This window comes from Pseudomonas sp. RGB (assembly GCF_007713445.1).
GTDB lineage: Bacteria > Pseudomonadota > Gammaproteobacteria > Pseudomonadales > Pseudomonadaceae > Aquipseudomonas.
The window spans coordinates 692,181-713,753 of record NZ_VMSH01000002.1 but is presented as its reverse complement, the minus strand read 5'-3'; the positions used below and the strand labels follow the sequence as shown (position 1 = coordinate 713,753).

21 protein-coding genes are annotated in these 21,573 nt (G+C 60.8%); 9 read left to right on the top strand and 12 right to left on the bottom strand.

Annotated features, from left to right (window positions below; all coding sequences use genetic code 11):
- The first annotated feature begins 84 nt into the window (after positions 1-84).
- Entirely contained in the window at positions 85-1,329 is a 1,245-nt protein-coding gene (gene rluB / locus FPT15_RS07060) for a 23S rRNA pseudouridine(2605) synthase RluB (protein ID WP_145159548.1), read from the top strand.
- 244 nt (positions 1,330-1,573) lie between these two features.
- On the opposite strand, the gene FPT15_RS07055 is transcribed toward rluB, so the two are convergent.
- Both FPT15_RS07055 and FPT15_RS29735 read right to left on the bottom strand, forming a co-directional pair.
- Positions 1,574-2,533, bottom strand: coding sequence for a leucyl aminopeptidase (locus FPT15_RS07055; protein WP_145159546.1), 960 nt, complete (start codon positions 2,531-2,533; stop codon positions 1,574-1,576).
- Positions 2,534-2,606: 73 nt separating this feature from the next.
- A complete protein-coding gene (locus FPT15_RS29735; protein WP_003237751.1) occupies positions 2,607-2,744 on the bottom strand; it encodes a hypothetical protein in 138 nt (45 codons plus the stop codon).
- Positions 2,745-3,391: 647 nt separating this feature from the next.
- On the opposite strand from FPT15_RS29735, the gene FPT15_RS07045 reads away from it, so the two are divergent.
- The 3 genes from FPT15_RS07045 to arfB all read left to right on the top strand — a co-directional run bounded on the left by FPT15_RS07045 (position 3,392) and on the right by arfB (position 6,028).
- Positions 3,392-4,813: an amino acid permease gene (locus tag FPT15_RS07045; protein ID WP_145159543.1), complete on the top strand. Its 1,422-nt coding sequence runs from the start codon at positions 3,392-3,394 to the stop codon at positions 4,811-4,813.
- 105 nt (positions 4,814-4,918) lie between these two features.
- Positions 4,919-5,602 carry a pentapeptide repeat-containing protein gene (locus FPT15_RS07040; protein ID WP_145159541.1) on the top strand — a complete coding sequence of 228 codons (684 nt, stop codon included), beginning with the start codon at positions 4,919-4,921 and terminating at the stop codon, positions 5,600-5,602.
- Between the two features lie 12 nt (positions 5,603-5,614).
- On the top strand, positions 5,615-6,028 hold the full coding sequence (arfB, locus tag FPT15_RS07035) for an alternative ribosome rescue aminoacyl-tRNA hydrolase ArfB (RefSeq protein ID WP_034109044.1): 414 nt from the start codon (positions 5,615-5,617) through the stop codon (positions 6,026-6,028).
- On the opposite strand, the gene FPT15_RS07030 is transcribed toward arfB, so the two are convergent.
- The 3 genes from FPT15_RS07030 to FPT15_RS07025 form a co-directional block, all read right to left on the bottom strand.
- Entirely contained in the window at positions 6,025-7,221 is a 1,197-nt protein-coding gene (locus FPT15_RS07030) for an MFS transporter (protein ID WP_145159540.1), read from the bottom strand. The genes arfB and FPT15_RS07030 overlap by 4 nt on opposite strands.
- Positions 7,222-7,324: 103 nt before the next feature.
- Positions 7,325-7,498, bottom strand: coding sequence for a hypothetical protein (locus FPT15_RS29730; RefSeq protein ID WP_178119659.1), 174 nt, complete (start codon positions 7,496-7,498; stop codon positions 7,325-7,327).
- Between the two features lie 392 nt (positions 7,499-7,890).
- Positions 7,891-8,202, bottom strand: coding sequence for a DUF962 domain-containing protein (locus tag FPT15_RS07025; protein WP_124418341.1), 312 nt, complete (start codon positions 8,200-8,202; stop codon positions 7,891-7,893).
- 158 nt (positions 8,203-8,360) lie between these two features.
- Here FPT15_RS07025 and FPT15_RS07020 point away from each other — a divergent pair, with 158 nt between their 5' ends.
- Positions 8,361-9,419: an AraC family transcriptional regulator gene (locus FPT15_RS07020; RefSeq protein ID WP_145159539.1), complete on the top strand. Its 1,059-nt coding sequence runs from the start codon at positions 8,361-8,363 to the stop codon at positions 9,417-9,419.
- Here FPT15_RS07020 and FPT15_RS07015 read toward each other — a convergent pair.
- The 7 genes from FPT15_RS07015 to FPT15_RS06985 form a co-directional block, all read right to left on the bottom strand.
- Positions 9,376-10,830: a TrkH family potassium uptake protein gene (locus FPT15_RS07015; protein WP_106578429.1), complete on the bottom strand. Its 1,455-nt coding sequence runs from the start codon at positions 10,828-10,830 to the stop codon at positions 9,376-9,378. The two genes, FPT15_RS07020 and FPT15_RS07015, sit on opposite strands and share 44 nt — an antisense overlap.
- A gap of 252 nt (positions 10,831-11,082) precedes the next feature.
- On the bottom strand, positions 11,083-12,426 hold the full coding sequence (locus FPT15_RS07010) for an imelysin family protein (protein ID WP_145159538.1): 1,344 nt from the start codon (positions 12,424-12,426) through the stop codon (positions 11,083-11,085).
- A gap of 126 nt (positions 12,427-12,552) precedes the next feature.
- Positions 12,553-14,604, bottom strand: a complete 2,052-nt coding sequence (locus tag FPT15_RS07005) for a bifunctional diguanylate cyclase/phosphodiesterase (RefSeq protein ID WP_145159537.1) — start codon at positions 14,602-14,604, stop codon at positions 12,553-12,555.
- Positions 14,605-14,804: 200 nt separating this feature from the next.
- A complete protein-coding gene (locus tag FPT15_RS07000; RefSeq protein ID WP_145159536.1) occupies positions 14,805-15,044 on the bottom strand; it encodes a hypothetical protein in 240 nt (79 codons plus the stop codon).
- Between the two features lie 149 nt (positions 15,045-15,193).
- Positions 15,194-15,790 (bottom strand): superoxide dismutase, encoded by a 597-nt coding sequence (locus FPT15_RS06995; RefSeq protein WP_003212997.1) that lies wholly within the window; start codon positions 15,788-15,790, stop codon positions 15,194-15,196.
- 178 nt (positions 15,791-15,968) lie between these two features.
- Positions 15,969-16,568 (bottom strand): LysE/ArgO family amino acid transporter, encoded by a 600-nt coding sequence (locus FPT15_RS06990; RefSeq protein WP_145159534.1) that lies wholly within the window; start codon positions 16,566-16,568, stop codon positions 15,969-15,971.
- Positions 16,569-16,573: 5 nt separating this feature from the next.
- A complete protein-coding gene (locus FPT15_RS06985) occupies positions 16,574-16,975 on the bottom strand; it encodes an ACT domain-containing protein (protein WP_145159532.1) in 402 nt (133 codons plus the stop codon).
- A gap of 100 nt (positions 16,976-17,075) precedes the next feature.
- Here FPT15_RS06985 and FPT15_RS06980 point away from each other — a divergent pair, with 100 nt between their 5' ends.
- From FPT15_RS06980 to FPT15_RS06965, 4 genes are all read left to right on the top strand, one after another.
- Entirely contained in the window at positions 17,076-17,972 is an 897-nt protein-coding gene (locus tag FPT15_RS06980) for a LysR family transcriptional regulator ArgP (protein ID WP_145159530.1), read from the top strand.
- A gap of 98 nt (positions 17,973-18,070) precedes the next feature.
- Entirely contained in the window at positions 18,071-19,069 is a 999-nt protein-coding gene (locus tag FPT15_RS06975) for an NAD(P)-dependent oxidoreductase (RefSeq protein ID WP_145159528.1), read from the top strand.
- Between the two features lie 127 nt (positions 19,070-19,196).
- Complete coding sequence (locus FPT15_RS06970; protein ID WP_124418339.1) at positions 19,197-20,024, top strand: ATPase; 828 nt, start codon at positions 19,197-19,199, stop codon at positions 20,022-20,024.
- Between the two features lie 255 nt (positions 20,025-20,279).
- Positions 20,280-21,539, top strand: coding sequence for an AGE family epimerase/isomerase (locus FPT15_RS06965; RefSeq protein WP_145159525.1), 1,260 nt, complete (start codon positions 20,280-20,282; stop codon positions 21,537-21,539).
- The last annotated feature ends 34 nt before the right edge of the window (positions 21,540-21,573 follow it).

Here is a 21,573-nt window from a genome sequence, read left to right as displayed (position 1 = left end):
CCCTTTGGCGACGTATTCGCCCAAAGCCCCGCTTTCAACACTCTTCAGGCCACGCCTGAATCGACCCACCGGGAGGTGCTTAAGATGAACGACCAAGACCAGAACGACAGCCAGGAAATCGGCCCAGCAGGCGAAAAACTGCAAAAGGTGCTGGCGCGTATCGGCGTGGGCTCGCGCCGCGACGTCGAAGCCTGGATCACCCAGAAGCGCATCAAGGTCAACGGCGTTGAAGCCACCCTTGGCCAGCGCGTCGACCTGCACGATGCAATCACCATTGATGGCAAGGTCATCAAGCGTGAAGAGGCCGCCGAATCGGTGCGCCGCGTCATCATGTACAACAAGCCCGACGGCGAGATCTGCACCCGTGACGACCCGGAAGGCCGTCCGACCGTGTTCGACAAGATGCCCAAGCCTAAAGAAGGCCGCTGGATCAACATCGGCCGTCTGGACATCAACACCACCGGTTTGCTGATGTTCACCACCGACGGCGAGCTGGCCAACCGCCTGATGCACCCGTCCTACGAAATGGACCGTGAATACGCCGTGCGTGTACGCGGTGAAGTCGATGACGAGATGATCGAGCGCTTGAAAGCGGGCGTCGTCCTTGAGGACGGCCCGGCCAAGTTCACCGACATCAAGCAGGCGCCAGGTGGCGAAGGTTTCAACCATTGGTACCACTGCGTGGTGATGGAAGGCCGTAACCGTGAAGTGCGTCGCCTGTGGGAATCCCAGGGCCTGGTGGTCAGCCGCCTGAAACGCGTGCGTTTCGGCCCGGTGTTCTTGAACTCCGACCTGCCGATGGGCCGCTGGCGCGAAATGAGCCAGTACGAAGTCGATATCCTCAGTGCTGAGGTCGGCCTGACGCCGGTTGCCATGCCGCAGATGAACGCCAAGAGCAAAGACAAGCTTGAGCGTATGCAGCGTAAATCGTCGCGTCCTGTGGCCCGTACCGAACGTGTTGCCCGCACCCTGCGCCCTGCGCTGAACGCGCCGGCCACCGGCGGTCGCATCTCGCGTGAGCCGCACATCGAAGGCGAGCGTCGCCCAACCGCTCCGTCCCGCCAGGAAGGCGAGCGTGCCCCTCGCACCCCGCGTCCTGCGCGTGGCGGCGAAGCACCAAGCGGCGGCCGCGGCAACCGTGGTGAAGGCCGTGGTGCTCCGGCATCCGACCGCCCAGCCGACAGCGCCAGCACCAAGCGTCCAGCCAAGCCGGCAGCGAACAAGCGTCCTGGGCCGAAACTGGTCGCGGACGAGCCGTCGGGCAAGCGCCGTGGCGCCCCGGCCGGTTCCGGCCAGCGTCCTGGTTTTGGTCGCAAGAAGCCGCAGTGATGTAAGTGCTGCACAAAAAAACGCCAACCCTCGGGTTGGCGTTTTTTTTGCTCTCAATTTGATCACCCAATCCAATGTGGGAGCTGGCTTGCCTGCGATGCAGGCACCTCGGTATTTCTGACAGACCGCAGTGATGCTATCGCAGGCAAGCCAGCTCCCACATTGGTCTTCAGCGCCCTAAAGCTGGCGCATGGCTAACCGGCGGCATCGCCAGCAAGCCGGCTGCTACACGGAGGCCGTGTGCTCAGAACGCAAACCTTCCATCAAACACCGGCTTGTCATCCAGCGCCAACACGCCGCTGGCAAAGATCAAATCCAGGTGATGACTGCCTTTCTGCCCGCCGCCCAAGCCCAGGTGCAAGCCGCAATGGCGCTCCTCGAACCCGGCATTGCGCGCGTACAAATCCTTGACCCCTTCATTGGTGCCAATCCCCAGCTCTTCCACGCGACGGTTGGACGGGTTGGCATTCAAGTACTTGTTGAAATCGTCCGCCAGGCCCGGCACATCACTGGCCACGCTGCAAATGGTCGAGTTCTCGATCCACAGCTCCAGCGGTGATTGCAGTACGCCGTATTTGCGCGCAAACGGGATGGTGCTGAGGAAGGTGCCGACAAACCGCACCTGGCCGTTGATGGCTTCGCTGTGCGTGGCGATCTCGCCCGGCGCCAGGTCATGGTTGCCGACGCCATTGATATTGGTCCACTTCTTGATGCTGCTCATCGGCGCTTCCAGGCGCGAGCCGTGTTTGTCGGTAAAGCTCAGCACGTTGGCCTGGGACATGCGCCGGATCAGCGTGGCATTGAGGTCGGCGATGCGTTGCGGCTCGACGCTGAAGGTGTCGTAGAAATAGTCGCCGTAATCCTTGAACAGCAGGGATTTCTTCCAGTGCTCGGCCATCACCCCCTGCAGGGCGCGGATAAAGTCCGGGCCTTCGGCGCGTGGGTTGGGCAGGGTCGAGGAATCGTAGAGAAACAGATACAGGTCAGAGGTTTCGATGGCCTGGGCCAGGGTGTCGCTGGCGGCCAGGTCCAGGCGCTGCAGCTGGAAATTGAATCGGGCGGCGCTGCCGTGAGTGATTGCCTGGGCAATGGCGTCGTAGCGCTCGGTGTGGCCCAGCAGCACGGTGGGGCGGCTCAGGCCGTTGAGGGCCGGGTGATGCGCAAGGTAGTAGAGAAAATGTTCGACGGCGCGGGCCTTGTCCATGACGTGTGTCCTTCTGTGCCTGGGGTAAGGGGGCAGGTGCCGTGCACAACACCTGCCGGTTGCCTGCCGGGTGTTAGAAAGGCCACATCGCGGTGCCAAAAGGCACAACGGCATCAGCTTGCATCATTTCAACGGCGGCCTCATGGGTCGGCGCTTCAAACCAATCGTCGAGTTGCAGTTCGGTTTCCAGGTCTTTTTCCAGTGCTTGCATGGTGTATCTCCTAGAGGACGTTGTTTGAGAACGGCTTGCCAACGGGCTTCGCTGGCAAGTGAAAGAACCTAGGAGAGTGTGTTTCAGAATGCAAAATATTTATTGACACGGTCTCATTTGGATTTTTTCTTCTGTTTTTTCGCGGTGGTTTTTTATTGAGAAAAAACAACGGACTGGCGAAGCTAATTTGTAGGATTTTTCATACTGACATTTTTCCGTTTTCTGACGGATCAAGCGCGCCTGTAACGCTTATTTTCCGGGCTGTAACGATTAATTTACGCTAAAAGCGCGCTGTCATTGAGCGACCCGGCGCTGTAAGGAATGCCTGACAGATTGTCACAGGCGCTCCCCAGTGGCGGCCCGAAGCTGTCGAGCGGTGTACAATGCGCCGCGTTTTACTGTGACTCCCTTGCGTACCTACGCAAAAGGCCAAGACCTCAGGGTTTATCCACCCTGATCACTCCGCCTGGCCACGAGCCGGACGGGTTCGATTTCGTCACAGATAAAAACAAACAGGTGACGCATGACCGTTAGAAAGACGCTGTACTCCTGGTGCCTGCGCTGGGGTTTGAGCGGCGCTGCTTGAGTCGAGATTCAAGGCAGCAACGTGCATTCAACATCATCAAACCTTGCGTGAGACCCTTTTCATGAGTGGACCCCATTCCTCATCAGGCGAGCTGAAACGCGGCCTGAAAAATCGGCATATCCAGTTGATCGCCCTCGGTGGCGCCATCGGCACCGGCCTGTTCCTGGGCTCGGCCGGGGTGCTTAAATCAGCCGGGCCGTCGATGATCCTAGGCTATGCTATCTGCGGCTTCATCGCCTTCATGATCATGCGCCAGCTCGGCGAAATGATCGTCGAAGAGCCGGTCGCCGGTTCCTTCAGCCACTTTGCCCATAAGTACTGGGGCGGTTTTGCCGGCTTCCTGTCGGGCTGGAACTGCTGGATTCTGTACATTCTGGTGGGCATGTCGGAGCTGACGGCGGTCGGCAAATACGTGCACTACTGGTGGCCGGAGATCCCGACCTGGGTCTCGGCGGCAGCGTTCTTCGTGCTGATCAATATGATCAACCTGGCCAACGTCAAAGTCTTCGGTGAGGCCGAGTTCTGGTTTGCCATCATCAAGGTGGTGGCCATCGTTGGCATGATCGCCCTGGGCAGCTACCTGCTGGTCAGCGGCAGTGGCGGGCCGCAAGCCTCGGTGAGCAACCTGTGGGACCACGGCGGTTTCTTCCCGCATGGCGTCAGCGGTTTGGTGATGGCCATGGCGATCATCATGTTCTCGTTCGGCGGCCTGGAAATGCTCGGTTTTACCGCGGCTGAAGCCGACCAGCCGCGCACCGTGATCCCCAAAGCGATCAATCAGGTGATCTACCGCATTCTGATTTTCTACATCGGCGCACTCGTCGTGCTGTTGTCGCTGACGCCGTGGGACAGCTTGCTGGCAACCCTCAACGCGTCCGGCGATGCCTACAGTGGCAGCCCGTTCGTGCAGGTGTTTTCGATGCTGGGCAGCAACACTGCCGCGCACATCCTCAACTTCGTGGTGCTGACCGCAGCGCTGTCGGTGTACAACAGCGGCACCTACTGCAACAGCCGCATGCTGCTGGGCATGGCTGAGCAGGGCGATGCGCCCAAAGTCTTGGCGAAGATCGACAAGCGTGGCGTACCGGTGCGTTCGATCCTCGCGTCGGCGGCGGTCACCCTGGTGGCGGTGCTGATGAATTACCTGATCCCGCAACACGCGCTCGAACTGCTGATGTCGCTGGTCGTGGCCACGCTGGTGATCAACTGGGCGATGATCAGCTTCTCGCACGTGAAATTCCGCCAGCACATGGACCGCACCGGCCAGGTGCCGCTGTTCAAAGCGCTGTGGTACCCGTACGGCAACTACATTTGCCTGGCGTTCGTGGCGTTTATCCTGGTGATCATGCTGATGATTCCGGGCATTCAGGTCTCGGTGTACGCGATTCCGGTATGGGTGGCGTTCATGGGGCTGTGCTACTGGATCAAGAACAAGCGCAGCGCTGAAGCGGCGTTGACCACGGCGAGTGCGGCGTTGAAGTAAGCCGTCTTGCCTCAACAGAAAACCCGGCGCCTTGCCGGGTTTTTTGTCGGCGCCGACAGGGTAGACTCGCGCCTTCTTTTTCATCGACCCTTGCCCGGAGGCTTCATGCAGCACATCGATATCGACGGCGGCAGCTTGCAGCGCGATGAGGTGCAAGACCTGATCGACCAGCACCGCGGGCCGTTGCGCTTGATCGGCGTCGATTTGAGCGGGGCAGACCTGTCGCGGAGGGTGCTGGAGCATTGGGTGTTCGAGCGCTGCACACTGGCGCAAACGTCCTTTCTCGGTGCGCGCCTGGAAGGCACGCAGTGGAAAAGTTGCCGGGCCGGGCACGCCGTGTTCGAGGCGGCCAACCTGCTCGAGGCGCAATTCATCAGCTGCGACCTGAACAACACCCGTTGGCAGCGCAGCAAGTTGTCCCAAGCCCATTTCACGCAGTGCAAACTGACCGGCGCCAACTTCACCCATTGCGCGTCCCTGGGGTTGGGCTTCAGCGAGACCTTGCTCAACAGTGCGTTCTTGTCCGGTCTGTCGTTTGCCCGAACCGTGCTCAATAATCTGGATTTTTCCGACAGCGACTTGTCGGATGCAGACTTTCGCAAGGCCGAACTGATCGACTGCAGCCTCGCCCACGCCCGCATCAACGGTGCCAATTTTGCCGGCGCTGACTTGCGGGGCGCGGATTTGAGCGGCTTTCGCCTCAATGATGCCAAACTGTTCAAAGGCGCCGTGATTTCCAAAGCCCAGGCGTCGATGTTGTTATCCGAGTTGGGCTTGTCCGTTGCCTAAGGTTTTTGAGTGATGCTGGTAATTTCCAACAACGTGCACCTGCCCGATGCCGAGATCGAGCTGACCGCCATTCGCGCCCAAGGCGCCGGTGGGCAGAACGTCAACAAGGTATCGAGCGCGGTGCACCTGCGGTTTGATATTCCGGCGTCGTCGTTGCCGGACTTTTACAAGGAACGGCTGCTGGCGCTGCGCGACAGCCGTATCACCAGTGAAGGCGTGCTGGTGCTTAAGGCCCAGCAATACCGGACCCAGGAACAGAATCGCGCGGATGCGCTGGAGCGCCTGGTGGAGTTGATCCTCAGCGCTACCAAGGTCGAGAAGAAGCGCCGCCCGACCAAGCCCACCCTGGGCTCGAAAAAGCGCCGCCTGGAATCCAAGACCAAGCGCGGCAGCATCAAGGCCGGGCGGGGTAAGGTCGACTTTTAAGCGTCGCGCGCCTCGCGGGCCTTGGGCGCTTGCCGGTACAGGTACAGGCTCAGCAGTAAGCCACCGGCGGCGGCGAGCGCAGCGAAAAGGAAGATTGAGGCAAAGCCGAACCCCGCCGCCACCGCACCTGCCAGCGGGCCGGTGATGCCCAACGACAAGTCGATAAACAGCGAGTAAGCCCCCACCGCCGAGCCCCGGCTGGAGGCCGGCACCAGGTTGACCGCCTCCACCCCCAGCGCCGGAAACACCAGGGAAAAGCCGAACCCGCTCAACGCCGCACCGGCCAGGGCGAGGTGGGCGTCAGGCGCCAGCCACAGCAACAGCAACCCGAGGATTTCCACGGACAGGCAGGCAATCGCCACGCGAAAGCCGCCGATGCGGTTGATCAAATTGCCGAACAGCAGGCGCGCGCCGATGAAGCTGGCGCCGAACAGGCTCAATGCCCACACGGCGTTGTCCCAGTGCTGGGTGGTGTAATACAGGGTAATAAAGGTGGCGATGGTGCCAAAGCCGATCGAGCCCAGGGCCAACGCGCAGCCGTGGGGCAGCACGCGGCCCAGCACATTCATGAACGGCAGGCGCACACCGGCCACAATCGGCGCTGCAACCTTGTTCCAGGCCAGAAACACGCCGAGCACCGCCAGCAGAATGATGCTGACGCCCATGCTCCACAATCCGAAATGGCTGACCAGCACCACCCCAAGTGGTGCGCCGATGGCCAGTGCGCCGTAACTGGCGATGCCGTTCCATGAAATGACTTTGGCGGTGTTGGCCGCGCCGACCCGGCCAATGCCCCAGCCGATGGCGCCCGAACCCACCAGGCTTTCGGCGCTGCCGAGCACCAGTCGGCCGATGAGCAGGCTGATCAGGCTGACGGCCGGCAGGCTGGAAAACCACGCGGCCAGCAACATGAACACGCCACTCAGGCCGCAGCCCGCCAGGCCGATCAACACTGCGCGCTTGCTGCCCAGGTTGTCGATGATTTTGCCGGCATACGGGCGGCTCAGCAGCGTGGCCAGGTACTGCACGCTGATCACCAGGCCGGCAATCACCGCGCCGTAGCCCAGTTCACTGTGGACATAGCCCGGCAACACGGCCAGGGGAATGCCGATATTGAGGTAACCGATAAAGGTGAACAGCACGATGGAAACGACTTGCAGCGTGACCGCCATGGGGCGCTGGGTATCTGGCATGGGAGAGGTCCACTGTCGCAGCAGGTAAAGATAGGCTGCTAATGATACCGGCGCTTACGCCTCGCGGGGCGGCAAAACGTAAAAACTTCAGATTACCGACAGATCAGGGTTTGGCCGGCGCCAGCATTTGCGTGGTCACCAGGGCAGCCAGGGCGTTTTCCTGGGTGCCGAAGCGCTTGAGCAGGAGCGCCTGTTTTTCAGGGCTGAGGCGGTTCCACACGTCGATCATTTGCAGGGCTGCGTCGAGTACAGCGGCGTCGGGGAGGGTATCAGTCATGGCGGGCATCTCGGGGTGATTCAGGCAGTGTGGAAAGCGCTCAAAGGTGCGCTTTCCACACGGTCTGGTACGGCGTCAGTCCTGGCTTTTGCTGTCGACTGGTTGTGCTTCTTTGGTTTCAGGCCGGTTGTCGCTGGCCTGCTGCGGTGTTGGCTGCTCTGTTGGGTGCAGGCTTGGGAAGGGGAGATTAGGTATCTCGTGCATCGTCGTCGCTCCTCGCAAGGTCTGTTTATCAATCGCAGTGTGATTGCGCGCTCTCAAAAAGCCTTGGCAGGATACAGCACTGAAAATGACAAAAAGAATTTTATGTCGACGTATGTACGAATTTTCATTGTTTAGGCAAGTGACAAGAGGTCACACCTTCAAGGACGCCCCCTTAAAGGGCGCCCTGTTTAAAAAGGGACCTTGCCCAAGATCATGTCGCGGTACATCACAAAGTCGCCCAAGAGGCTGTAGAGCGGGTGTTGAAACGTCGCCGGGCGGTTCTTTTCGAAGAAGAAGTGGCCGATCCAGGCGAAGCTGTAACCGGCGATGGGCAAAGCCAGCAGCAGCCCCACCGAACCTTTGCCGATGGCGTACGCCAGGATGCCAATCACCAGTGTGGTGCCGATGAAGTGCAAACGCCGGCATGTGCTATTGCCGTGTTCACTCAGGTAGTAAGGATAGAACTCGGCGAAGCTATTGAATTGTTTGACGTTTTCCACGTTGGCCGGCCCTTGGGTGGTTGTACCGCCTAACAGATGTTCGGCGGGGAGCTTATTTGAGTCTAGAGTGATCAGTGGTAACAGCCAGTGACAATAGATGCCACTTTAGTATCCTTGGCTTCCTGGCTGCCGTTAAGCCTGCTTTTTAAGAAGACGCCATGAGCGAACGAACAACTTCTGCAAGCTGGGCGATGGGGATAGTCAAGGCGTTGGAAATGGACGGCCTGGACTGCCGTATGCTGTTCAAGCAATTGGGCCTGGACTACGCCGCCCTCAGTGACCCTGACGCGCGTTTTCCTCAGGACTCGATGACGCGGCTTTGGCAACGGGCAGTTGAGCTGTCGGGCAACCCGGCGATCGGCCTGAACATGGGCAAGGTTGTTCGCCCGGCGTCGTTTCATGTGGCCGGTTATGCGCTGATGTCCAGCAACACGTTGGCCGAGGGCTTTATGCGCCTGGTGCGTTATCAGCGCATCATCGCCGAAAGCGCCGACTTGAGCTTCCGACTCTTACCTGAAGGCTACGCGCTGATTCTGACAGTGCACGGCGACCACTTGCCACCGACCCGCCAGAGCGCCGAAGCCTCGCTGGCCAGTGCTTTGGCGTTGTGCGGCTGGCTGACCGGCCGCACCTTGCAACCGCGCAAAGTGGTGCTGCAAGGCGATCAACCGGCGGACCTGACGCCTTACAAACAAGCCTTCCATGCGCCCCTGGAATTCAATGCACCTTATGACGCGCTGATTTTTGAGCAGGCCGACATGGACGCGCCGTTGCCCACAGCGAACGAAGCCATGGCGTTGCTGCATGATCGGTTTGCCGGTGAATACCTCGCGCGTTTTTCCGAGAGCCGCGTGACCCACAAGGCGCGGCAAGTGCTGTGCCGTCTGCTGCCCCAGGGCGAACCCAAACGCGAAGTGGTCGCCCAGACTTTGCACCTGTCCCAGCGCACCTTGCAGCGGCGCTTGCAGGAGGAGGGCACCAGTTTCCAGACATTGCTCGACGACACCCGCCGCGAACTCGCCGAGCAGTACCTGGCGCAGCCCAGCATGACCCTGTTGGAAATTGCCTACCTGTTGGGGTTTGCCGACCCGAGCAATTTTTTCCGCGCGTTCCGCCGTTGGTTCGATGCCACGCCCGGCGAGTACCGGGCGCGGTTGCTCGAAGCGTCGGCGGTCAGTGCCGCCAAAACGCCGGAATGCACAGAACAAAGACTGTAATGATCTCCAGTCGGCCCAGCAGCATGCCGAACGACAGGATCCACTTCGCCGCATCCGGCAGGCTGGCGAAGTTACCGGCCGGGCCGATGGTTTCGCCCAGGCCCGGGCCCACGCCGGAAACGGTGCTGGCCGCGCCAGTCAATGCGGTCATCCAGTCCAGCCCCAGCAGCGACAATGCCAGGGCAATGGCGCAGATGGTGATGGCGAAGAAGAACGAAAAGGTCAGAATCGAGCGCACGATCTCTTCGTCGAGGCGGTGGCCGTTGTACTTCTGCTTGATCACCGCGCGCGGGTGAATCAGCTGGTTCAGGTTGGCCTTGAGCAGGATATAGGCGACCTGGAAACGGAAGATCTTGATCCCGCCCGCCGTGGAGCCCGAGCAGCCGCCAACAAAGCCCAGGTAGAAGAACAGCATCAGTGAGAAGTTGCCCCAGATGCTGTAGTCCCCGAGTGCAAAACCGGTCGTCGTCACCACCGACGTGACGTTCACCGCCACATGGCGCAGCGCATCGAACCACGGCAGGTCGGTGGTCCACCAGTACCAGGTGCCCAGTACCAGCCAGGTCACTAGCAGCAACCCGAGCAAGCCTTGCACCTGTTGATCCTTGATCAGCGCCCGACGGTTGCCGCGCAAGGTGGCGACATACAGGGTGAAGGGCAAGCTGCCGAGGATCATCACCACCACGGCGACCCAGTGCACCGCCGGTTGTTTCCAGTGGGCCAGGGATTCATCAGAGGTGGAAAACCCGCCGGTGGAAATGGCCGACATCGCGTGGTTGATCGCATCAAACAGCCCCATCCCGGCCCACCAGAACGCCAGGCTGCCGAGGATAGTGATGCCCACATACGCGGCCACAATCAGGCGCGCCACCATGTGCGAGCGCGGCATGACTTTTTCAGAGCGATCCGAGGACTCGGTCTGGAACAGGCGCATGCCACCAATGCGCAGCAGTGGCAGGATCGCCACCGCCATGCCGATAAAGCCGATGCCGCCGAGCCAGTGCAGCAGCGAGCGCCACATCAGGATGCCCGGTGACATGCTGTCCAGCCCGCTCAAGACGGTGGAGCCGGTGGCGGTAATGCCCGACATGCTTTCGAAGAAGGAGTCGGTGTAGCTGATGTGCTGGGTCAGTAAAAACGGCAGCGCGGCGAACACGCAGACCACCAGCCAACTGCTGACGGTCAGCAGGTACATGTCTCGGGGGCGCAGGTGTACGTGTTCGGGGCGGCCAGGAATGACCAGCGCCAGGCCAGCGAGAAAGGTGATCAAGCTGGCCCACAGGAACGAGGGCAGGTCGCTGGTGCGTTCGAAAATCACCAGGGTGGCCATCGGGATGACCATGGCGATCGCGAGGGTGATCAGGAAGATGCCGATGATGAAACCGATGATGCGTAAGGTCGGCAACGCCATGAAGAAAGCTCGGGTGTTGGGAGAGTGGCGCCATTCTACCCGCGGTGCAGGGCTTGTAAACCGGGCTGTCCGAGGCGACTCGGTTCACACATGTGGGAGCTGGCTTGCCTGCGATGGCGATGTACCTTTCAGCCACTGCGTTGCCTGACCTACCGCCATCGCCGGCAAGCCAGCTCCCACAGGGTTATGGGGTGGTCGGGAGCGGGCATAAAAAAGGCGACCCGAAGGTCGCCTCATTCAACGCGGCGCGGATCAGAACTCGTGATCAGCGTTATCCGGGTTCAAGTCGCTGATACCCAGCTTGCCCGCCGCGGCCTCGATCGAACCGGTCTGCTTGACCAGCGCGGCGATGGCGTCACGCACGATCTGGTTGCCCGCGTCGTTACCTGCCGCGATCAGTTGGTCGTAGTGCTCGCCCTTGTTGGCGTGGTCAACCATGACCTGGATCTTCGCTTCGGTCGACGCCAGGTCAGCCTTGAGCGCGGTGTCGGCGGCCGGATCAGCTTTGGCCACCAGGGACGACAAGCTCGGCCCCGTCATCTTGGTGCCGTCAGTGCGGGTGTACTCGCCCAGGTAAACGTTACGAATACCCTTGGCGTCGTAGAAATGCGAGTTGTGGGTGTTGTCGCTGAAGCAGTCTTGCTCGTCTTCCGGCGAGTTGGCTTCCAGGGACACCTTCATGCGCTCACCGGCCAGCTCGCCGAGGGACAGACTGCCCATGCCGAACAACATTTTGCGCAGGCCGTCGGTGGCCGGTTCGGCCTCCAGGGTGGCGCGGTAGTTGTCTTCGACGTTGGGTTTCCAGTTGCCGACCATTTCTTCCAGGTCGCTGACCAGCAGCTGAGTCACCGCGCGCAGGTAGGTGCGACGACGCTCGTTGTTGCCGCCGGTGGCACCGTCACCGGTCATGTAGTCCGACGCAGGGCGGTTGCCCGCGCCTGGGCCGGTGCCGTTGAGGTCCTGGCCCCACAGCAGGAATTCGATGGCGTGGTAGCCGGTGGCGACGTTGGCCTCGGAACCGCCCAGCTCATTGAGGCTGGCGAGTTTTTCCGGGGTGATTTCTTTCACGTCGACCTTGTCTTCGCCCACCTGGATCTCGGTGTTGGCGATGATGTTGGCGTTGGCGCCTGGGTTACCCAGGGCGTGCTCGTAGGATTTGTCGACGTAATCGATCAGGCCTTCGTCCAGCGGCCAGGCGTTAACTTGGCCTTCCCAGTCGTCGATGATGGTGTTGCCGAAGCGGAACACTTCGCTCTGCAGGTACGGCACGCGCGCGGCGATCCAGGCGGTACGGGCCGCTTTGAGGGTGTCGTCGTTCGGGTTGGCGAGGAAGGTGTCGATTGCGGTTTGCAGGGTTTTTGCGGTGGATTCGGCATCGCTGTACACCGCGAACACCATGTCAGCGTAGTGCGCGACCACGGCCTTGGCGGCCGCTTCGTCGACCTGGCCTGCCGGGGTGGCAGCCGCTGGAGCGGTGGTGCTGGCAGCCGGGGTCGGCGCTTGGGGCGCGGCGGCCTTGTCTTTACCTTCGCCGCAACCGGCGAGAGAAATGGCAATGGCCAGCAGACTGGCGGTGGCCAGGGGCATACGAATCATGGCGAACATCCTGCTTCGGTTGTTGATGGGGCGCGCGGGGAGCGCAAAAACTGCGACATAATGCGAAAGATTTGCATTTTGTGTAAAGGTTTATACGAGGGAAATATTTAGTATTGTTTTCAGCGTTCAGAGAATCGCCGCGTTGTCGCGCTCGGACTGTTTCAGATACGCCGCCAACTCCCGGGCCGGCAGCGGTTTGCTGTAGTGGTAGCCCTGGCCCTCGTGGCAACCCTCGGAAATGATGTAGGCCTCCTGCTCGGCGGTTTCCACGCCTTCGGCGATCACCTGCATGCCCAGGCTTTTGCCCAGTTGGATAATGGCGCGCACGATGGTTGCGTCGTCGTCGTCATCGAGCAGGTCCTGGACGAAGCTCTTGTCGATCTTGATCTTGTCCAGCGGCAGGCTTTTCAGGTAGCTGAGGGACGAATAGCCGGTGCCGAAGTCATCAATCGCGATCAGCGCCCCGGAACGGCGCAGGCTCAGCAAGTGCTGGGCGGCGGTGCTGATGTCTTCCATCAGGCCGGTCTCGGTCACTTCCAGTTCAAGGCTGCGCGGCGGCAGGCGGTAAATCTGCATGAGGTTGTTGACCACCCGCGGCAGCTCGGTGTGGTGCAACTGCACGGTGGACAGGTTGACCGCCATGCGCAGGGTGGTGAAGCCCAGGTCATGCCATTCGCGCAATTGCCGGCAGGCCTGGTCGAGTACCCATTCGCCAATCGGAATAATGGTGCCGTTCTGTTCGGCCAACGGGATGAACAAATCGGGCGGCACCAGGCCGTGTTCCGGATGCTGCCAGCGGATCAAGGCTTCCACGCCCACCACGCGGTGGTCGCGGTAGCTGATCTGCGGTTGGTAGACCAGGTGAAACTGGTCGCGGCTGAGGGCGTCGCGCAGGTCTTTTTCCAGCTCGCGGCGCCGGCGCATTTCACTGTCGACGCTGGCGATATAGAACTGATAGCGGTTGCGCGAGCGGCTCTTGGCCAGGGTCATGGTCTGTTCGGCTTTTTGCAGCAGCTTCTCGGTGCTGTCGCCGTCTTCCGGGAACAACGTGATGCCGATGGTCGCGCGCAGGCGAATCTGCTCATGCTCGAGGGCAAATTCGGCTTCCAGGTCATCCAGGATGCTTTGTGCCAGTTCGGCGGCTTCGTAAGGTTGGTCGATATCCGCCTGCACCAGCGCGAACTGATCGCCGCCCAGCCGGGCCAGGGCGCCGAGGCGGCCACTGTGGGCGCGCAAGCGATCGGCCAGGGCCAGCAGCAGTTTGTCGCCGGCCTGATAAGTAAACTGTTCGTTGACGCTTTTGAAGTCATCCAGGCCTACGCACAGCACCGCAACGCGGCGCTGTCGGCGGCCGGCGTCGATCAGGATCTTGTCCAGTTGCTCCTGCAGTTTCTGGCGATTGGGCAGGCCGGTGAGGAAGTCGTATTGGGCCATGCGCAGCAGGCTCGATTCTGCCTCGTGCCGCAGGTGAGTATTGCGTTCGATGGATTCGAGCAACTCGTTGGCGGTGTTGATCCACAGGCCCAGCTCGTTGCGTTCGTGGCCCTTGATTTGGGGGATCTTGTGTTCGCTGGGCCGGTCCGGGTTGATCGACGTCAGGTGCTCGATAATCCGTGACAACGGCTTGGTCAGCAGCCAGTGATAAACCAGGTACAACACCAGCCCCATGGCCAGCGCGCGCAGTACGCCGGAAATAAAGATGATCACCGAGCTGACCAGAAAACCTTTGCCATAGGTAGCCGTGTCCAGGGTGATGCTCAGGTCACCGTAATACTCGCTGTAGGGGCCTTTGCCGACCAATGAGGTGGTGAAGGTGCGCTCCTGGCCAAGAATCAGGTCGGTCAGCCAGCGGGTGGGCGATTGCTGTAATGCGCGGCTTTTCTCCGCGAGCATGGTTTCGTTGGGATGGCCGATGGAGGCCATGCGCACGGCATCGTCCTGAAACAGGCCTTCGATTACCTGCATGCCCATCTCGCGGTCCAGGCTGTAGACGGCCTGTGTCGAGGGGTCGCGAAACATGTCGAGGATGCGCTGGGCATCGCCGGCCACGGCCTGGCGCGTCTTGTAGGCATCGAAAACGATCTGCGCCACGCTCAGCGCCACGCCCACGATCAATGCCGACAGCAGCACCACCCGTAGCAACTTCACCGACAAGCTGTTTTTGAGTTCCAGCTTCAAAGGGGCATTCCTTGTTCCATGCGGGTGGCCTCAATATGCCATGAGTATTGGCAATCTCGTGATGGCAGTCAAAGGAACATTAGGGCATCGGCAGGTTTGACAAGGAACTTGAGAGGGGCGCCGGGGCGAGGCGGACATGGATCCGCCTGCCTTGAGCAATTCCCGTGGGCGCAGCGGATGCGCTGGGAACTGACGCTTTTTTACGCGACGTTGATGTTGACGGTGCTGTTGGTGGATTCGTTGTTCGAAAAATTCACACGTTCCTTGTTGTGCATGTCTTCATGCGCAATCTTGTTTTGATCACCTTCACCTTGCTTGTTGCCAGATTGCGACTGAGCCATTTGACCGGCCGCTTTGGCGAGCTCGGTCACAGCTTTGAGGCCCTCTTGGGCCAAACCGGCAACCATAGGGAGCATGGATGTTATTGCGCCGATGGTCATAGTAATTTCTCCGACAGGTATGAGAGGCGAATTCCTCACACTGTCTACGTGGCAAGATCCGCGCACCGAGTTCCAGCCACCAGAGCACAATTCACTGCCCATAAAAAAGCCCGGCACGATGGCCGGGCTCTCTTTACCGCAAGCGTTGCTTAGGCAGTGAAGGTCTTGCCTTCGAACTGCTCAGCCACGAACTTCCAGTTGACCAGGTTCCAGAACGCTTCCACATACTTTGGACGCACGTTGCGGTAGTCGATGTAGTAAGCGTGTTCCCAGACGTCGCAGGTCAGCAGCGGGGTGTCGCCGCTGGTCAGCGGGTTGCCGGCGCCGATGGTGCTGGCCAGGGCCAGGGAACCGTCAGCCTTTTTCACCAGCCAGCCCCAACCGGAACCGAAGGTGCCGACGGACGTCTTGGTGAACTCTTCTTTGAACTTGTCGAACGAACCGAAAGCGGCGTTGATAGCCTCAGCCAGTGCGCCGGTAGGTTGGCCGCCGGCGTTTGGCGCCAGGCAGTTCCAGTAGAAAGTGTGGTTCCAGACCTGAGCGGCGTTGTTGAAGATGCCGCCTGAAGAAGACTTGACGATTTCTTCCAGGGTCTTGCCTTCGAACTCGGTGCCTGGCACCAGGTTGTTCAGGTTCACGACATAGGTGTTGTGGTGCTTGTCGTGGTGGTATTCCAAGGTTTCCTTGGAAATGTGCGGCTGCAGGGCATCGTGTGCGTAGGGCAGCGGCGGCAATTCGAAAGCCATGATGATTCTCCTAATCAGGTCAGTTGCGGTGAGCGCAAGGCCGATCACGGGCGGCCAAACAAGCGCCGGGGAGTTTGTACTCTTTGCGGCGCAGGGTCCGGATCATAGCACCGGGGGTGCGGCAAAACCACGCAACAACTGTGTGGGATAGAGGTTCCAGAGCGTTTTGGAATATTCATCAAGCACTGATCAATTGATACGCCACGCTGAACATCATCGCCGCCACCAGAAAGTCCAACAGCCGCCACGTAGCGGGGCGCGCGAGCCAGGGTGCCAGCCACGCAGCGCCCAATGCCAGTGTGGCAAACCACAGGAATGACGCGCTGGCGGCACCGGCTACATAGGCGCCGGGTTCAGTTTGTTGAGCGCCCAATGAGCCAATCAACAGTACGGTGTCCAGATACACGTGCGGGTTGAGCAGGGTCACCGCCAGGGCGCTGAGCAACACCGCGCGCAGCGAACGCACCTTGAGGTTTTCGCCCTGTTCCAGACTTTGCCTGGAACACGCTCGGCGCAGCGCCAGGGTGCCGTACCACAGCAGGAATGCCGCGCCACCCCAGCGGGCGATTGCCAGCAGCAGCGGGTTCTGCGCCAGCACCGTAGCCAGGCCGAATACCCCGGCAGCTACAAGTATTGCATCGCACACGATGCACAGCGCGGCCACCGGCAGGTGGTGTTCACGGCGCAGGCTTTGCGCCAGCACAAACGCATTCTGGGTGCCGATCGCCATGATCAGGCCGAGGGCCACCAGCAGCCCGTTCACATAGCTTTGCCACATAAGGGTTACTCCGCGTTTGCTGCCAATTGGCGCAATACATCCATGGCCCGCTCAGCATCGCTGCGGCCGACAAACAGGTGGTCGTGGTAGTAACCGGCGATCACGTTGCAGCTGATGCCGGCTTGGCCCAGCGCGCTGGCAAAGGCCGCGGTTAAACCCACGGCTTCCAGGGCGGAGTGCACGTTCAAGGTGATCCACGCAGCGACATAGTCAAACGCCAGCCCTGCGTGCTCTGCCTGTTGGCGCTCTAGAATCAGCGTCAGCCCTTCCTGTTCGCGAAAGCTGCCGATCACGTCGCACCCCTGCGGCACGCGCTGATCGGGCAGGGTGCAGAACACATAATCGCCGTCATTGAGGTGCGGGCTCATGCTGCGCAGCAGGGTTGCCAGGGCGGTTTCACCGGCCATGTGAGAATTCCTTGATAGAGAGAGAAGCAATGCTGGTCATTCTCACGGGCTACGCTGTATAAGAAAAACCAATATTGCTGATCGCTCATTAGAGAAACTGATGTTCGACTATAAATTGCTGTCCGCATTGGCCGCGGTGGTGGAACAGGCCGGCTTTGAACGCGGCGCCCAGGTGCTGGGGCTTTCGCAGTCGGCGATTTCTCAACGCATCAAGTTGCTTGAGGCGCGCATCGGTCAGCCGGTGTTGGTGCGGGCCTCGCCGCCGACGCCCACCGACATCGGCCGGCGCCTGCTCAACCACGTGCAACAAGTGCGCTTGCTGGAGCGCGACCTGCAAAGCCAGGTGCCGGCGCTGGACGAGGAGGGCATGCCCGAGCGTTTGCGCATCGCGCTGAATGCCGACAGCCTTGCCACCTGGTGGGCTGAGGCCGTCAGCGACTTTTGCGCCGAGCAGCATTTGCTGCTGGACCTGGTGGTGGAAGACCAGACCGTTGGCCTCAAGCGCATGCGCGCCGGTGAGGTGGCGGCCTGTATTTGCGCCAGCGAGCGCCCCGTGGCTGGGGCGCGCAGCCTGTTGCTCGGCGCCATGCGCTATCGCGCGTTGGCCAGCCCTGCGTTTATTGCCCGGCATTTCCCTGACGGTGTGCGCGCCGATCAACTGGCGCGAACACCGGCGCTGGTGTTCGGCCCGGATGATTTCCTGCAACACCGGTACCTGGCGTCCCTGGGAGTGGATGGCGGTTTCGAGCACCATTTATGCCCGTCGTCCGAAGGCTTTATCCGTTTGACCGAAGCCGGCCTGGGCTGGGGGCTGGTGCCCGAATTACAGGTGCGCGACCAACTGCAAACCGGCGTATTGGTTGAGTTGTTGCCAGATAAGCCCATCGACGTGCCGTTGTACTGGCATCATTGGCGCAGTGGCGGGCAACTGTTGGGCTTGTTGACCGACCATTTGGCCCAGGCATGTGGCCAATGGTTGGTGCCCTATCAGCAGTAACAAGCGTCAAGCTGCAAGCTGCAAGAGAAAAGCTTGCGGATCGTTTTTAACTTGTGGCTTGAAGCTTGACGCTGGCAGCTGCATCCGTAGGAGGCTACATGAAGATTCTGGTCACCGGCGCAAGCGGCTTCATCGGCGGGCGCTTCGCGCGGTTCGCTCTGGAGCAAGGCCTGGACGTACGGGTCAACGGGCGGCGCGCCGAAGGTGTGGAACACCTGGTACGGCGCGGTGCCGAGTTTATCCAGGGTGATTTGAATGATGCCGACCTTGTGCGCGATCTGTGCCGAGACGTCGAAGCCGTGGTGCATTGCGCCGGTGCCGTCGGGTTGTGGGGCAAGTATCAGGACTTCCATCAAGGCAATGTGCTGGTCACTGAAAACGTCGTCGAAGCCTGCCTCAAGCAGCGCGTCGGCCGGCTGGTGCACCTGTCGTCGCCGTCGATCTACTTTGACGGGCGTGATCACCTGGGGCTGACCGAAGAGCAAGTGCCAAAGCGCTTCAAGCACCCGTATGCCGCTACCAAATACCTGGCGGAACAGAAGGTGTTCGGCGCCCAGGAGTTCGGCCTGGAAGTGCTGGCCTTGCGCCCGCGCTTTGTCACGGGCGCCGGTGACATGAGCATTTTTCCGCGCCTGTTGAAAATGCAGCGCAAGAACCGCCTGGCCATCGTCGGCGATGGCCTGAACAAGGTCGATTTCACCAGCGTGCACAATCTCAACGAAGCGTTGCTCAGCAGTTTGCTGGCGACCGGCTCGGCGCTGGGCAAGGCCTACAACATCAGCAACGGCGCGCCTGTGCCGGTGTGGGACGTGGTCAACTACGTAATGCGCCAGATGGACATGCCGCAGGTCACGCGTTATCGGTCTTACGGCTTGTCCTACAGCGTGGCGGCGTTGAACGAGGCATTCTGCGCGATGTGGCCGGGGCGTCCGGAGCCAGCGTTGTCGCGCTTGGGCATGCAGGTGATGAACAAAGATTTCACCCTCGACATCAGCCGCGCGAGGCATTATCTCGACTACGAGCCCAAGGTCAGCCTGTGGACCGCCCTCGACGAATTCTGCAGTTGGTGGAAAGCTCAGGATCCGGGGCTCAAGTAGGTTCACAAGCGGCAATACATCGGGAACCGAATGTGCGGTTCCGGGTCGATCAGTGCGGCGCGAACGCGGTTTATACTGCCGTCGCTCGGCTTTTCAGGTAGCCATCTCACCGATTCAGGGTTGATTCATGCGTAACGATGCTAAAGACGATTTCGACAACGTTCCCAGCCTGCGGGCAGACATCGGGGACGATGATGATTTCGAGCCGACACCTGCTACCTCCGTGCGCTCGCGCAATACGCCGGTGGTCAAGGTCAAGAGCGCCACGACCGGCCCGTTGTGGGCACTGGTGGGCGCGCTGCTGATCGCCTTTGCGGGCCTTGCCTGGTGGAGCTTTCAGCAGATTTCCCTGATGGGCCAGCAATTGGTTGCCACGCAAGAAAGCTTTGCGCGCATCAGTGAAGAAGCGGCGGGGCGTTTGCAGGACATATCCGGCAAGGTGGTCGCCAGCGAAGCCAACGTGAACAACGGCAGCGAAGCGCTCAAGTTGCAAATCAAGCAGCTGGAAGCGCAGTTGCAGGAGCAAGGCAAGCAGCAGGTCGGCGTCGCCGGCCAGGCGAGCGAGCTGGACCAGCGCCTGGCACAGATGACCGCCAGCACGACCGACCTGGCCAATGCGAATGCCAAGTTACAGGGCCAGGTGCAGGCGTTGACCGACGCGGTGGCAACGCTCAAGGCGGCGCAAGGCGAAATCAAGGACCTGTCTGCCGACGTGGCTGCCCTGAAAAAACAGGGCAACCCGAGCGCGGCGATTGCGCGCCTGGAGCAGGACCTGGTGGTACTCAAAAGCGCTCAGGAAAACCAGCCCGCCAACAGCGATGCGCCGACCAATAAAGAGTTCGACGTGTTCCGCATCCAGACCACGCGCAACATCACCACGTTGCAGAGCCAGGTGCAGAACCTGCAGCAACAGCTCAACGAGCCGGCGAAAGTCAGGCCTCTAGGAGGGCAGTGATAGTCGGTGTGAGCCGGTTTTAACTGTGGGAGCTGGCTTGACTGCGATAGCGGTCTGTCAGCTCATGCTTTGTAACTGACCCACCGCTGTCGCAGGCAAGCCAGCTCCCACAATCAGATGAGGGCCAGAGTTGGGCGCAGGGCTCGTGCCTGAATTGTCACCGGCTGGTGACATTTCCAGCCCCCTTCGTTACTTGCCCTCATCGCACCCTTGTTTAGACTCCGGTCATCCCATAAAAAATAATAAGGGCTACCCATGACCATGCAACCACTGCCTGCCAGTAGTTGGCTGAACGCACCTGCCCATCACAGCTGGCTCGCCACCGAAGGCCAGCGCCTGCTGGCATTCGCCAAGGCCTCGCGCCTGCCTGACGGTTTTGGCAACCTCGATGATCAAGGCCAATTGCCGGCCGATGCCCACGCCGAAACCATGAACACCGCCCGCATGACCCACAGCTTTGCCATGGCCCACGCCATGGGCCTGCCCGGTTACGCCGACCTGGTGGCGCACGGCGTTGCGGCCCTGAGTGGCCCATTGCGTGATAGCGAGCACGGCGGTTGGTTCGCCGCGGCCCACGCGGTCGATGGCAACCGTGGCAAGGCCGCTTACCTGCATGCTTTCGTTGCCCTCGCCGCGAGTTCGGCGGTGGCAGTGGGCGCGCCCGGTGCTCAGAATCTGTTGAACGACGCCGTGCACATCATCGACCAGTTCTTCTGGAGCGAGGCGGAGGGCGCCATGCTCGAGTCCTTTGCCCAGGACTGGACCGGTGTGGAGGCTTATCGCGGCGCCAACAGCAACATGCACGCTACCGAAGCGTTTCTGGCGCTGGCCGATGTCACCGCAGACACGCGCTGGCTGGACCGCGCACTGCGTATTGTCGAGCGCGTTATTCACACCTGCGCCGCCGGCAACCAGTTCATGGTCATCGAGCATTTCGACGCCCGGTGGCAACCGCTGCTGGGCTACAACGAAGACAATCCCGCCGATGGTTTTCGCCCTTATGGCATCACCCCCGGGCACGGTTTTGAGTGGGCGCGGCTGCTGCTGCACCTGGAGGCGGCCCGCCTGCAAGCCGGGCTGACGACCCCGGACTGGCTGGTCACCGATGCCAAGGGCTTGTTCGCCAGTGCCTGCGAATACGCCTGGGCCGTGGACGGTGCGCCGGGCATTGTCTACACGCTCGATTGGAACCACCGCCCGGTGGTGCGCGAGCGCCTGCACTGGACCCATGCCGAAGCCAGCGCCGCTGCCCAAGCGTTGCTCAAACGCACCGCAGAGCTGCATTACGAAACCTGGTATCGGCGGTTTTGGGAGTTTTGCGAAAACCACTTTATCGACCGTGTCCATGGCAGCTGGCACCACGAGCTGAGCCCGCACAACCAGCCCAGCAGCAAGATCTGGGGCGGCAAGCCAGACCTTTATCACGCCTGGCAAGCGGTGGTGCTGCCTGCGCTGCCCTTGTCACCCAGCATGACCAGCGCTTTGGCACAGGGTTGTTATGTCACCAAATGGTGACATTTGTACGTCCCTTTGTTACCTGCGCCTTGAA

Coding starts and splice junctions, on each gene's coding strand:
- FPT15_RS07000 (WP_145159536.1), bottom strand. CDS start 15,044: ATGACCATCGGCGCAATAACATCCATGCTCCCTATGGTTGCCGGTTTG.
- rluB (WP_145159548.1), top strand. CDS start 85: ATGAACGACCAAGACCAGAACGACAGCCAGGAAATCGGCCCAGCAGGC.
- FPT15_RS06975 (WP_145159528.1), top strand. CDS start 18,071: ATGAAGATTCTGGTCACCGGCGCAAGCGGCTTCATCGGCGGGCGCTTC.
- FPT15_RS29735 (WP_003237751.1), bottom strand. CDS start 2,744: ATGCAAGCACTGGAAAAAGACCTGGAAACCGAACTGCAACTCGACGAT.
- FPT15_RS07045 (WP_145159543.1), top strand. CDS start 3,392: ATGAGTGGACCCCATTCCTCATCAGGCGAGCTGAAACGCGGCCTGAAA.
- FPT15_RS06995 (WP_003212997.1), bottom strand. CDS start 15,790: ATGGCTTTCGAATTGCCGCCGCTGCCCTACGCACACGATGCCCTGCAG.
- FPT15_RS07055 (WP_145159546.1), bottom strand. CDS start 2,533: ATGGACAAGGCCCGCGCCGTCGAACATTTTCTCTACTACCTTGCGCAT.
- FPT15_RS06965 (WP_145159525.1), top strand. CDS start 20,280: ATGACCATGCAACCACTGCCTGCCAGTAGTTGGCTGAACGCACCTGCC.
- FPT15_RS06980 (WP_145159530.1), top strand. CDS start 17,076: ATGTTCGACTATAAATTGCTGTCCGCATTGGCCGCGGTGGTGGAACAG.
- FPT15_RS06985 (WP_145159532.1), bottom strand. CDS start 16,975: ATGGCCGGTGAAACCGCCCTGGCAACCCTGCTGCGCAGCATGAGCCCG.
- FPT15_RS07030 (WP_145159540.1), bottom strand. CDS start 7,221: ATGCCAGATACCCAGCGCCCCATGGCGGTCACGCTGCAAGTCGTTTCC.
- FPT15_RS07015 (WP_106578429.1), bottom strand. CDS start 10,830: ATGGCGTTGCCGACCTTACGCATCATCGGTTTCATCATCGGCATCTTC.
- FPT15_RS29730 (WP_178119659.1), bottom strand. CDS start 7,498: ATGACTGATACCCTCCCCGACGCCGCTGTACTCGACGCAGCCCTGCAA.
- FPT15_RS07010 (WP_145159538.1), bottom strand. CDS start 12,426: ATGATTCGTATGCCCCTGGCCACCGCCAGTCTGCTGGCCATTGCCATT.
- FPT15_RS06970 (WP_124418339.1), top strand. CDS start 19,197: ATGCGTAACGATGCTAAAGACGATTTCGACAACGTTCCCAGCCTGCGG.
- arfB (WP_034109044.1), top strand. CDS start 5,615: ATGCTGGTAATTTCCAACAACGTGCACCTGCCCGATGCCGAGATCGAG.
- FPT15_RS06990 (WP_145159534.1), bottom strand. CDS start 16,568: ATGTGGCAAAGCTATGTGAACGGGCTGCTGGTGGCCCTCGGCCTGATC.
- FPT15_RS07040 (WP_145159541.1), top strand. CDS start 4,919: ATGCAGCACATCGATATCGACGGCGGCAGCTTGCAGCGCGATGAGGTG.
- FPT15_RS07020 (WP_145159539.1), top strand. CDS start 8,361: ATGAGCGAACGAACAACTTCTGCAAGCTGGGCGATGGGGATAGTCAAG.